Source organism: Streptomyces sp. B93 (genome assembly GCF_018070565.1).
GTDB lineage: Bacteria > Actinomycetota > Actinomycetes > Streptomycetales > Streptomycetaceae > Streptomyces.
The window spans coordinates 20,516-32,613 of record NZ_JAGPXL010000039.1 but is presented as its reverse complement, the minus strand read 5'-3'; the positions used below and the strand labels follow the sequence as shown (position 1 = coordinate 32,613).

At 71.8% G+C, this 12,098-nt stretch carries 11 protein-coding genes; 6 read left to right on the top strand and 5 right to left on the bottom strand.

The genetic code is table 11. From position 1 onward, the window contains the following. Positions 1–17: 17 nt before the first annotated feature. From KBY47_RS28230 to KBY47_RS28215, 4 genes are all read left to right on the top strand, one after another. Positions 18–1,139, top strand: a complete 1,122-nt coding sequence (locus tag KBY47_RS28230; RefSeq protein WP_210925849.1) for an ABC transporter substrate-binding protein — start codon at positions 18–20, stop codon at positions 1,137–1,139. A gap of 111 nt (positions 1,140–1,250) precedes the next feature. Next, positions 1,251–1,850 (top strand): GPP34 family phosphoprotein, encoded by a 600-nt coding sequence (locus KBY47_RS28225; protein ID WP_210925847.1) that lies wholly within the window; start codon positions 1,251–1,253, stop codon positions 1,848–1,850. A gap of 263 nt (positions 1,851–2,113) precedes the next feature. Beyond that, on the top strand, positions 2,114–3,082 hold the full coding sequence (locus KBY47_RS28220) for a glycoside hydrolase family 11 protein (RefSeq protein ID WP_210925845.1): 969 nt from the start codon (positions 2,114–2,116) through the stop codon (positions 3,080–3,082). Between the two features lie 34 nt (positions 3,083–3,116). After that, on the top strand, positions 3,117–4,100 hold the full coding sequence (locus tag KBY47_RS28215; protein WP_210925842.1) for a polysaccharide deacetylase family protein: 984 nt from the start codon (positions 3,117–3,119) through the stop codon (positions 4,098–4,100). Between the two features lie 3 nt (positions 4,101–4,103). On the opposite strand, the gene KBY47_RS28210 is transcribed toward KBY47_RS28215, so the two are convergent. Together KBY47_RS28210 and KBY47_RS28205 are read right to left on the bottom strand one after the other, a co-directional pair. After that, a complete protein-coding gene (locus KBY47_RS28210) occupies positions 4,104–4,778 on the bottom strand; it encodes a response regulator transcription factor (RefSeq protein ID WP_210925840.1) in 675 nt (224 codons plus the stop codon). Next, positions 4,775–5,887: a sensor histidine kinase gene (locus KBY47_RS28205; protein WP_210925839.1), complete on the bottom strand. Its 1,113-nt coding sequence runs from the start codon at positions 5,885–5,887 to the stop codon at positions 4,775–4,777. The genes KBY47_RS28210 and KBY47_RS28205 overlap by 4 nt, the downstream gene beginning before the upstream one ends. A 165-nt stretch (positions 5,888–6,052) precedes the next feature. Between KBY47_RS28205 and KBY47_RS28200 the strand changes: the two genes are divergently transcribed. Further along, entirely contained in the window at positions 6,053–7,138 is a 1,086-nt protein-coding gene (locus tag KBY47_RS28200) for a carboxymuconolactone decarboxylase family protein (protein ID WP_210925836.1), read from the top strand. Positions 7,139–7,310: 172 nt separating this feature from the next. Continuing rightward, positions 7,311–7,991, top strand: a complete 681-nt coding sequence (locus tag KBY47_RS28195; protein WP_210925834.1) for a hypothetical protein — start codon at positions 7,311–7,313, stop codon at positions 7,989–7,991. 19 nt (positions 7,992–8,010) lie between these two features. Here KBY47_RS28195 and KBY47_RS28190 read toward each other — a convergent pair whose 3' ends face one another. The 3 genes from KBY47_RS28190 to hydA form a co-directional block, all read right to left on the bottom strand. Beyond that, positions 8,011–9,555, bottom strand: coding sequence for an NCS1 family nucleobase:cation symporter-1 (locus tag KBY47_RS28190; protein ID WP_210925832.1), 1,545 nt, complete (start codon positions 9,553–9,555; stop codon positions 8,011–8,013). 97 nt (positions 9,556–9,652) lie between these two features. Beyond that, complete coding sequence (locus KBY47_RS28185; RefSeq protein ID WP_210925830.1) at positions 9,653–10,672, bottom strand: TIGR03842 family LLM class F420-dependent oxidoreductase; 1,020 nt, start codon at positions 10,670–10,672, stop codon at positions 9,653–9,655. 11 nt (positions 10,673–10,683) lie between these two features. After that, complete coding sequence (gene hydA / locus KBY47_RS28180) at positions 10,684–12,087, bottom strand: dihydropyrimidinase (RefSeq protein WP_210925828.1); 1,404 nt, start codon at positions 12,085–12,087, stop codon at positions 10,684–10,686. Positions 12,088–12,098 lie beyond the last annotated feature (11 nt).

Genomic DNA, 12,098 nt, shown 5'->3' with positions numbered 1-12,098 from the left:
CGGTGGCGGTGGGTGCAATGGCCGGTGTGATCACGCCACCACCGTCGTCCGCGGCGGAGCGCACCGGCCGGCCGTCCGTCCGCATCGGCGCCCTGGCTCCGCTCTCCCGGCCCGGCTGGGTCGAGGCGGGCCGCCATCTGCTGGCCGGGCTCGAGTTGGCGGTCCGCGAGGTCAACGAGGGCGACGGGATCGCCGGAAGGCCGGTCGAGCTGGTGGTGCGGGACTCCGCGGCCGATCCAGCGCGGGCCGCGGCGGCCGTGGACGAACTGGCCGACCTCGGTGTGACCGCGCTGGCCGGGGAGTACCACAGCGTCGTCGCCCGCGCCGCCGCGGCCAGGGCCGACGCCCTCGGTCTGCCGTACCTGTGCTCGTCGGCGGTTCTCGACGCGCTCACCGACGAGCCGACGGAGTGGGTCGCGCGCCTCTGTCCGCCGCAGTCCCAGGGCTGGCGCCTCTACGCCGACTTCCTGCTCGACGCGGGCCACCGGCGCATCGCCGTGGCGACCCAGCCGAGTCTCTACTGGGCGTCCGGAGTCCGCCTGCTGCGGGAGCACCTCGCGCCCCGCGGGGGCACCGTCACCGAACTCGACCTGGGCGGCGCCGCCCCCACGGCCGTCTGCGACGACCTGCTCGCCCAGCGCGCCACGGCCCTGCTGCTGTTGGTCGGCCACCCGGAGCCAGCGGTGCCGGTGGTCAGGTCCGTCCGGCGCGACCGGCGCCTCGACGGCGTCCTGATCGGCGCCCCGGCCGGGCAGCCGGAGTTCGGCGGCTGGGCGGCCTCGCTGGGTGCCGAGGGCGCGGGGGTGCCGTTCCTGCGGTATCTGCCCGAGCGGCTCAGCCCGCTGGGAGCCCGGGTCGAGACGGCCCTGCGCGGGCGGCTGGGCGAGGCGCCCTCCTTCGTCGCCTTCGAGGGGTACGACACGATCACCGTCCTGGCCGAGGTGCTGCGTTCCCACGGCACGGACCGGGCGCGTGTCGCCGCGGCCTGGCCGCGGGTGGAGGTCGAGGGCACCCGCGGGCGGATCGGGTTCTCGCGCGTGCCGGGCGTCAGCGTGTGGCAGTGGGCCGGGACGCCCCTCCAGGTCGTCGACCGCGACCCGGCGGCACCCGGCCGGTTCCGTGTCCTGCGGGTCGGCTGACCAGTCACACGACGTGGATACGCAGGCCGGGCCGGGGCACGACGGGACCCACTCGGGGCACCCGCCTATCGTGGTGGGGACATCGACCACGGGGCAGACTTGGAGCCGTTCATGACCACAGCCCGGGACCTGTCCCTGCTCGCCACCGACCCGCCGACCGGCTCCGTCGTGGAGCGGGGCGACCTCTCCCTCGCGCTGGCCGGGGCGGAAGTCATCGATCTCCTGGACGCCGCGGCCGTCACCCTCGACGACGACCGCCTCGTACCCGGGCAACCGCCGTCGTCCGCCGACCCCCTGCTGCTCGAAGCCGCCTCGGAGCTGGCCCGGCACGCCTCCGGCGGGACCGTGGAGGACTGGCTGTGGCGCCGCGGTCGCGACCTGGCCGCGCGCTACCGGGCCGCGCTCGAGTCCGAGGGCCTCGTGGCACCCGAGCGCGCGTCCCGCAACCCGCTGCGCCGGACACGTCCGGCACCGAAGGACCCCTCGGCCCTCCACCGGGCGACCGAACGCCTGGCATCGGGTGATCCCGTCCTCACCGGTCTCGCGGCCGCCGTGGGGATGACGGAACAGCCCGCCGACGCGCCCGCCGGTCTCACGGACGGCCAGGGCACCGTTCTGGGCACCGTCCACCAGGCCGTCACGGAGCTGGCGGGGGAACGGCAGCGCAGGAGCATCGAGTCCGCGGCCTTCGACAACATCTGGCGCGGCTAGGCGAAGGCGCCCGACTTCTTCGAAACATTCGGCAAGCACCGGTGTCCTTTTGGTCCGTGAACCGATCAGAGACCGGAGGCAATCAAGCCCTTCAGCCCTCCAGCCGCCTTGAGCTGCACCTTTATCGGTCCAGGCACACCCTCCCCCGACCGCAAGTTTCGAAATAAGTACCGAAACTGTTGACACTTGTCGGGGTCACACCAACACTGGCGCCGTTCGCACCGCGCATACCCGCACCCCCTTCCCCAGGAGGAAGCCCGGAGATGAACGCGTTCAGTGCAAGATCCCTCAGACGCGGCTGGACCCTCGTCCTGGCCGTCGTGATCGCGCTGCTGATCCCGTCGGCCGCGCACGCCGACACGCTCGTCAACACCAACCAGACCGGCACGCACGAGGGCTACTACTACTCGTTCTGGACCGACGCCCCCGGCACGGTCTCCATGAACATGAGCAACGGCGGCAACTACAGCACCCAGTGGAGCAACACCGGCAACTTCGTCGCGGGCAAGGGCTGGAGCAGCGGCAGCCGACGGACGGTGACCTACTCGGGCAGCTTCAACCCGTCCGGCAACGCCTATCTGACGCTCTACGGCTGGATGTCCAACCCGCTCGTCGAGTACTACATCGTCGACAACTGGGGCACCTACCGGCCCACCGGCACCTTCATGGGCACCGTCAGCAGCGACGGCGGCACCTACGACATCTACAAGACCACCCGCTACAACGCCCCCTCCGTCGAGGGCACCCGCACCTTCGACCAGTACTGGAGCGTCCGCCAGTCGAAGCGCACGGGCGGCACCATCACCACCGGCAACCACTTCGACGCCTGGTCCCGTGCCGGGATGACCATGGGCACGCTGAACTACTACATGATCATGGCGACCGAGGGCTACCAGAGCAGCGGCAACTCCAACATCACGGTCGGCAGTTCCAGCGGCGGCGGCGGTGGCGGCGGCGGTGGCGGCGGTGGCTGCACCGCGACCCTCTCCGCCGGCCAGCAGTGGAGCGACCGCTACAACCTCAACGTCTCCGTCAGCGGCTCCAGCAACTGGACCGTGACCATGAACGTCCCCTCCCCCGCCAAGGTCCTCTCCACCTGGAACGTCAGCGCCAGCTACCCGAGCGCCCAGGTCCTCACCGCCAGGCCCAACGGCAGCGGCAACAACTGGGGCCTCACCGTCCAGCACAACGGCAACTGGACCTGGCCGACGGTCTCATGCAGTACGAGCTGACCCCGACCCCGGCCATACAGGAGGACGCACCCCCATGCGCAGCACACCACGCCTGGCCACCCGCACCCTGCTCACCGGGGTCGCCGTCGGCGCGCTGGCCATGACGGGCACCACCGCCGTCGACGCGGCCCCGGCACGGGCACAAGCCTGTACCGGATACGTCGGGCTGACCTTCGACGACGGCCCGTCCAGCAGCACCCCGGCCCTGCTGAGCGCCCTGCGGCAGAACGGCCTGCGGGCCACGATGTTCAACCAGGGCCAGTACGCCGCCGCCAACCCGGCCCAGGTCAGGGCCCAGGTCGACGCCGGGATGTGGGTGGCCAACCACAGCTACACCCATCCGCACATGACCCAGCTGAGCCAGGCGCAGATGGACTCGGAGATCTCCCGCACCCAGCAGGCCATCGCCAGTGCCGGGGGCGGGACGCCGAAGCTCTTCCGTCCGCCGTACGGGGAGACCAACGCGACCCTGCGCTCGGTGGAGGCGAAGTACGGGCTCACCGAGGTCCTGTGGGACGTCGACTCGCAGGACTGGAACGGCGCGAGCACGGACGCGATCGTGCAGGCGGCCTCGCGGCTGACGAACGGTCAGGTCATCCTGATGCACGACTGGTCCGCCAACACGCTCGCGGCGATCCCGCGCATCGCGCAGAACCTGTCCGCCCGCGGCTTGTGCTCCGGCATGATCTCCCCGCAGACGGGACGCGCGGTGGCCCCGGACGGAAGCGGCGGGGGCGGAGGCGGAGGCGGCAGCAGCTGCACGGCGACCCTGTCCGCGGGGCAGCAGTGGGGCGACCGCTACAACCTCAACGTCTCGGTCAGCGGCTCCAACGACTGGACCGTGACGATGAACGTGCCGTCCCCGGCGAAGGTCCTCAACACCTGGAACATCAGCGCCAGCTACCCCAGTGCCCAGGTCCTCACCGCCAGGCCCAACGGCAGCGGCAACAACTGGGGCCTCACCATCCAGCACAACGGCAACTGGACCTGGCCGACGGTCTCGTGTAGCGCGAGCTGACGGTCAGCGGCCGCCGCGCGCGGTCACCAGGCCCGACTCATAGGCGAAGACGACCAGCTGGGCGCGATCCCGTGCGCCCAGCTTGGTCATCGCCCGGCTGATGTGGGTCTTCGCGGTGAAGGGGCTGATGACCATGTGGGCGGCTATCTCCTCGTTGGTCAGGCCGCGTGCGGCGAGCGCGGTGACCTCGCGTTCGCGGCGGGTGAGGCCCTCCAGACCGGGTGCGGTGGCCCGGTCCGGGGGCCGGGAGACGAACTCACCGATCAGGGTGCGGGTGACGGACGGGGACAGCAGGGCCTCGCCCCGGGCGACGACCTCGATGGCCTGGAGCAGGTCGGCGGGTTCGGTGTCCTTCAGCAGGAAGCCGCTCGCCCCGGCCCGCAGCGCCTCGAAGACATAGCTGTCGAAGCCGTAGTTGGTGAGGATCACCACGCGTACGTCCGCCAGCGCCGGGTCGGCGGCGATCCGGCGGGTCGTCTCGATGCCCGACAGCACCGGCATCTGCACATCGACCAGCGCGATGTCGGGCACCTGCGCGCGCACCAGGGCGAGGCCCTGTTCGCCGTCGGCCGCCTCCCCGACCACCTCGATGCCGTCCTCGGCCTCCAGCAGGGCCCGGAAACCGGCGCGCATCAGCGCCTGGTCGTCGACGAGGGCGACCCGGACCGCGTCCGTCATCGGCCGTCTCCCCCCGCGCCGACGGGCAGTTCGGCCCGTACCGAGAAGCCGCCGGTGGCGCGCGGGGCGGCGTGCAGGGTGCCGCCGAGAACGGTGACGCGTTCGCGCATGCCGGTGAGTCCGGTGCCGGGCACCGGCGGGCGGGCCGGGTCGGCCGCTCCGTCGTCGTCCACGCGTATCTCCAGGGTGTCCCGGCCGTGGTCGAGCCGGACCGTCACCTCCGCCGGGCCCGCGTGCCGGGCCGCGTTGGTGAGGGCCTCCTGCACGATGCGGTAGGCGGCCCGGCCGACGCCTCCCGGCAGGGGGCGCTCGTCGCCGGTGACGGTCAGTTCGACCGCGAGTCCCGCAGCGCGGGCCCGCTCCACCAGCTGTTCGGGGGTGCCGGTCGGTTCGTCGGCGCGCAGCACCTCCAGGGTGGCCCGCAGTTCGCGCATCGCCTCGCCGCTGGCCTCCTGGATGGCGAGCAGCGCGGGCGGCACTTCGTCGCCGCGCTTGCGGGCCAGGTGCACGGCGACGCCCGCCTGGAGCTTGACGATGGAGATGCTGTGGGTGAGCGAGTCGTGCAACTCCCGGGCGATGCGCAGGCGTTCCTCCCCGGCGCGGCGCAGCGCGGCCTCCTCCCGGGTGCGTTCGGCCTCGAGGGCGCGCTGTTCGGTCTGGCGCAGATAGGCCTGCCAGTTGCGGTCGGCGAGGCCGGTCACGACCGCACACAGGAACCAGCCCGCGAGCAGCGCGGTCCGCTCCACCACCTCCTGGGTGGCCGGCCCGGTGGCGACGTACCCGGCGAGGTACACCCCGCTCGCCGCCGCGCCGAGCGCCCGGTGCCCGGCGCGGGCCGCGGTGTGCACGGCGCCGAGGACGGGCAGCGCGGCGAGCGGGCCGGGATGGGCGTGCAGCACGTAGGCCGTGCCGGTCAGGGTGGCCACCGCGAGGACGGCGCGCGGGGCGGCGCGGTAGAACGCCAGCGCCGCACAGCCGAGGACGATAAGCGCCCGGTCGACGGTGGTGGTGCCGTCGTCGAAGGCGGCCGTGGTCAGCACGAGGGCGCCGACCACGACCGCGAGGGCCGCGTCGGCGAGGTGCCTGCGGGTGACCGGGTGCCCGTCCATGCCCGCACACTAGACGGCCGCACCGACATCGGCGTCCGCCCTGTGGACAACTCCCGCGCTACTCCCCGTGGAGTAGTCGGGCGGCGGGGCGGCCCGGCCGGAGCAGCGGCGACTGCCTTCGCCGGTACGACGACCCGGGGCGGTCCGGGCGGCGACAGTGCTCCCATGTCCACACCATTCCGTTTCACCGCACCGCCGTCGCCCAGGACGGCCACCGGCCGGGTCGCCGAGACCTACGAGCAGATCTCCCGTGACTTCGGCATCGACCGGCCGTCGACCTTCGTGGTCCTGTCCTCCGCCCCCGAACTCCTCGCCCCGGCGTGGGCGTTGATGCGCGAGTCGCTGATCGCGGGCACCGGGAGCCGTACCGGCAGGGAGCTGGTGGCGCTCGGGGTGTCGCTGGCCAACAAGTGCCCGTTCTGCGTGGACGCGCACACCGTGCTGCTGCACGCCACCGGCGACCACGCCCTCGCCGAGCGGCTGGCCCGCGGGGAGCCGCCGGAGAGCGAGGAGCAGGCGCGGCTGCTGGAGTGGGGGCGGCGCACCCGCACCCCGGGGGCCGCGCTGGCGCCGTACCCGTTCCCGGCCGAGGAGTTGCCCGGCCAGCTGGGCACCGCGCTGGCCTTCCACTTCATCAACCGGATCGTGTCGGCCCTGGTGACCGAGAACCTGCTCCCGGCGGGCGCCCAGCGGTTCCGGGTGGTGCGCTCCATGGCGGGCCGCTCCCTGTCCGCCACCGTGCGCCAGTCGACCGCTCCGGGCGCCTCCCTGTCCCTCCTCGACACGGCCGAAGACGGTCCGGCATGGGCGGGCGGCACCCCCGTGGGTCCCGCCTACGCCGCGCTGCGCCGGGCGGCCACCGCGGGCGCGGGGCTGCTGGGCGAGGACGACCTGACCCTCGTACGGCAGACCCTGCGGTCCTGGGACGGCGGTCATCCGGCGCTCGCCCACGCCGCGTTCCCGGACCGTGCCGAGCGTCCGGGCGCCCGGCTGGCGCTGCTGGCCGCGCTGGCGCCGTACCGGATCACCGAGGAGGACGTGCGGGCCTGGCGGCGGCCGGAGCACACCGACCACTGTCTGGTCCATCTGGTCGCCTACGGCGCGTTCGCCGCCGTGGACCGCATCGAGCGCGCCCTGTCCCTGCCCGCCCCTGCGGAGACGGCTGGTGCGTGCCACCCGGCCCGGGTGAACACCGTCCAGGGCGGGGAGGGAATTACGGGAACTACCCAAACAGGAAACAAGGCGCCCTAATCACCGTCTATTTGGACGCATCATCCCCACCCAACAGCTCCGCGATGGGCCCGCTGTCACCGGGCGGGCACGCAGCGAGTTGGCACTTCCGCCCCACAGGCAGGCGTGTGACACTGGCGTCCCGTCCGCAGTGCGGACTCCGCTCCGCACCCTCCCCCACGAAAAGTGCGCCGTGCGTTCACTTCCACTGCCGCTCGCTCTCACCGCACGACTGACCCCCGTCGCGGTGCTCGCCTGTGCGGGCTGGGTCATGACGTCCGGTACCGACGAGACGCCGACCGCCCAGGACAAACCGGCCCCGCAGACCGAGAGCCGGTCGGGGGCCGACCCGTCCGCGCCGTCCTCGACGGCGGAGACCAAGACGTACGCCGCCGCGCCCGCGCCGTGCGACAGCCTGGCGAAGAAGACGATCACCTCGCTGGTGCCGGGCGCCAAGACGGCGGGCAAGGAGATCCCGTCGACGGACACCAAGAAGCGCCGCACCTGCTCCTGGAACGCGTTGAAGGAGTACGACTACCGCTGGCTCGACGTGTCGTTCGAGATCATGGCGACCGACGCGGCGGCGGAGAAGTCCTACAAGGCGCGCACCGAGGAGAAGAGCGGCGGCGGCGCCGTCCCGGGCCTCGGTGACACCGCCTACTCGGTGGTGAACCTCACCACCGAGGACGGCCAGGAGACCCGCGAGGGCGTGGTGCTGGTGCGGGCGGCCAACGCGCTGGTGGCCATCACCTACAACGGCAGCGACTTCGAGTCGAAGAAGGCGCCGAGCACGGACGAGATCAACAAGGGCGCCATCAAGGCCGCCAAGGAGGCGGTCGCGGCGCTGGAGGGCGGCCAGGCCCAGCAGAGCTGACCGCCCCCGGCGCCCTGGCTCAGGACCGGTCGGCGGGCCGTGGGGCGGCCGACGCCATCAGGGCCACGTACAGCACCAGCGAGGTGCCGAGGCCGACCGCCCATCCGTAGTCGGCGAGCGGCTGGAGGAACGGGATCAGGCCGTCCGCGGGGAAGGGTCCGGCCTTGTTGCCGTCGGCGTCGACGTTGGAGTACGACCCGCCGACGGCGAGCACGGCGCCCGCCCCGAAGGCCACCAGCGCCCGCCAGTTCCAGCCGGAGCCGTACCAGTAGGGGCTGCCGGGGCCGCTGTAGAGGCCGCGCAGGTCGAGGCGGGTGCGGCGGACGATCCAGTAGTCGGCGATGAGGATGCCCGCGACGGTGCCGAGCAGACCGCCGACCGTGCCCAGCCAGGTGAAGATGTAGATGTCGGGGTTCTCGATCAGCTTCCAGGGGACGATCACGACACCGATGAAGCAGGCGATGATCGCCCCGCCGCGGAAGGTGATCAGTTTCGGGGCGAGGTTGGACAGGTCGTAGGCGGGACTGACCAGGTTGGCGGCGATGTTGGTGGACAGGGTGGCGAGCAGCAGCACGAACAGCGCGAAGAGCACGCCAACGGTGCTGTCCATGCGGGCGGCGAGCTGGCTGGGGTCCCAGATCGGCTCGCCGTAGACGGCCTGCGCACCGGAGGTCACCAGCACCGACAGCAGTGCGAACGCGGCCATGGTGGTGGGCAGTCCGAGGGTCTGGCCCCACACCTGGGCCTTCTGCCCGGCGCCGAAGCGGGTGAAGTCGGGGATGTTGAGGGAGAGCGTCGACCAGAAGCCGATCATGCCCATGAGCGCAGGGAAGAAGACCTTCCAGAAGTCGGCGCCCCAGCCGAGCTGCGAGGGCTGGTCGAGCAGCGGCCCGAACCCGCCCGCCTTGCCGGCGATCCACACCAGCAGCGCCACCGCACCGGCCAGCATCAGCGGCGCCGCCCAGTTCTCCAGCCGCCGTACGGCCTCCATGCCGCGCAGGATGATGACGATCTCCACGGCGAAGAACAGCAGGAAGCACAGCCACTGCGTCCACGGGTAGCCGCCGAGCTTCCCGGCGTCGGTCCACCAGCTGCCCGCCCCGAACAGCTTCCCGGCGAGGAAGAAGATGGACTGCCCGCCGATCCAGGTCTGGATGCCGAACCAGGCGCAGGCCACCAACCCCCGCAGCAGCGCGGGCAGATTGGCGCCGCGCAGCCCGAAGGAGGCCCGTGCGAGCACGGGGAAGGGTATGCCGTACTTGGGTCCGGCGTGGCCGGTGAGCAGCATCGGCAGGAGCACGATGACGTTGCCGAGGGCGATGGTGAGCACGGACTGCTTCCAGTCCATGCCGAGCGCGACCAGCCCGGCGGCGAGGGTCCAGGAGGGCACGTTGACCGCCATGCCGATCCACAGCGCGGCGAAGTTGTACGTCGTCCAGCGCCGCTCGGCGAGCGGTACGGGGCGCAGGTCGTCGTTGGCGAAGGGGCTGTCGGCGGGGAAGGCGTCGGGGGCGAGTTCGATGCGGTCGTCCGGAGCGCCGACCGTCGGGGCTACGTCTGTCATGAGCAGGCCAATCAGGGGAGTACGGGGACGGGAGAGGCCGTGCGGAGGCCCGGACCCCTCCCCGGGACGGCGGGGAGGGGAGACAGGGAGTGGGGGGTCAGGCGTTGACGGCGGGGATGACGTGCCGGCCGTAGGCGTCGATGACGGCCTCCTGCGCGTCGTGCATGTCGTAGACGGCGAACTGGTCGACGCCCAGTTCCCGCAGCGCGTTGAGCTTCTCGACGTGCCTGTCGACCGGGCCGATCAGACAGAACCGGTCGACGATCTCGTCCGGCACGAACCGGGTGTCGGGGTTGCCGCTGCGCCCGTGGTGGGAGTAGTCGTAGCCCTCACGGGACTTGATGTAGTCGGTGAGTTCCTCCGGTACGACGCTGCCGTCGGCGCCGTACTTGGAGACCAGGTCGGCGACGTGGTTGCCGACCATCCCGCCGAACCAGCGGCACTGCTCGCGCGCGTGGGCGAGCGCCTCGGGCGAGTCGTCCTCGGTGACGTAGGCGGGCGCGGCGACGCAGACGGTCACCTCGCCCGGGTCGCGCCCGGCGGCGACGGCCGCGTCCTTGACCGCCTTCACCATGTACTCGGTCAGATACAGGTCGGCCAGCTGGAGGATGAACCCGTCGGCCTCCTCACCGGTCATCTTCAGCGCCTTGGGCCCGTACGCGGCCATCCAGACCGGCAGCCGGGCGTCCGGCTTGATCCACGGGAACCTGACGACCGTGCCGCCGAGGTCGGCCTCCTGGCCGCTGCCGAGGGCGCGGATGACCTTCATCGCCTCACTGATCCGGGCGAGGGTGTTGGGCTTGCGCCCTGCGACGCGCATCGCGGAGTCGCCGCGCCCGATGCCGCACACGGTGCGGTTGCCGTACATGTCGTTGAGGGTGGCGAAGGTGGAGGCGGTGACCTCCCAGGTGCGGGTGCCCGGGTTGGTGACCATCGGGCCGACCGTCAGCTTCTCGGTCTGGGCGAGGATCTGGCTGTAGATGACGAACGGTTCCTGCCACAGCACGGCGGAGTCGAAGGTCCAGCCGTACCGGAAGCCGTTGCGTTCGGCGCGTTTCATCAGGGAGACGACCCGGGAGGCGGGCGGGTCCGTCTGGAGTACGAGTCCGAAGTCCATGGGCACCACTCCTAGTTGAGGTACTGACAGGTGGAGCGGGGGGTGTAGACGCCGTGCCCGGCGCGGCCCGTGTACTCCCGCTCGGTGACGACCGGCACCCCGCGCGAGAGGACGGTCTCGACCCGGCCGGTGACGCTCCTGCCCTCGTAGGCCGAGTAGTCGACGTTCATGTGGTGGGTCTCGGCGGAGATGATCTGCTCGGCGCCGGGGTCGTAGATGACGACGTCGGCGTCCGCGCCCGGCGCGATGGTGCCCTTCTTCGGGTACAGGCCGAACATCCGGGCCGGGGTGGCGCAGGCGATCTCGATCCAGCGGCGGCGGGAGATGTGGCCGTCCAGCACGGCCTGGTGGAGCAGGTCCATCCGGTTCTCCACGCCGGGCAGCCCGTTCGGGATCTTCGAGAAGTCCCCGCGCCCCAGCTCCTTCTGCCCCGTGAAGCAGAACGGGCAGTGGTCGGTGGAGACCACCTGCAGGTCGTTGGTCCGCAGCCCCTTCCACAGCTCGGCCTGGTGCTCACGGGGCCTCAGCGGCGTACTGCACACGTACTTGGCGCCCTCGAAGCCGGGCTCGGCGAGGTTGTCGGTGGACAGGAACAGATACTGCGGGCAGGTCTCACCGAACACGTTCAGCCCCGCGTCCCGCGCCTTGGCCAGCTCGGCCACGGCCTCCGTCGCCGACACGTGTACGACGTACAGCGGCGCCCCCGCGACCTGCGCGAGCCGGATGGCGCGGTGCGTGGCCTCCGCCTCCAGCAGCGCCTTGCGCACCTCCCCGTGGTAGCGCGGGTCGGTCTCGCCCCGTGCCAGCGCCTGCTCGACGAGCACGTCGATCGCGATGCCGTTCTCCGCGTGCATCATGATCAGTCCGCCGTTCTCGGCGGAACGCTGCATGGCCCGCAGGATCTGCCCGTCGTCGGAGTAGAACACCCCCGGGTACGCCATGAACTGCTTGAAGGAGGTGACACCCTCCTCCACCAGCAGGTCCATCTCCTTCAGCGTCTCCTGGTTCACATCGGAGACGATCATGTGGAAGGCGTAGTCGATCGCACAGTTGCCCTCGGCCTTGGAGTGCCAGGCGTCGAGCCCTTCCCGCAGCGAACGCCCGACAGCCTGCACCGCGAAGTCGACGATCGTCGTCGTCCCGCCCCAGGCGGCGGCGCGGGTGCCGGTCTCGAAGGTGTCGGAGGCGAACGTGCCGCCGAACGGCAGCTCCATGTGCGTATGGGCGTCGACACCGCCCGGGATGACGTACCTCCCGGTGGCGTCGATGGCCCGCTCGGCGCTGAAGGCCTCGGCGGCCGGGGTGCCGGACGCGGCGAGGGCGGCGATCCGGCCGTCCTCGATCAGGACGTCGGCGTGCATCTCGTCGGACGCGGTGATGACGAGACCGCCGCGGATGACGGTACGGCTGCTCATGCTGCTCCTCC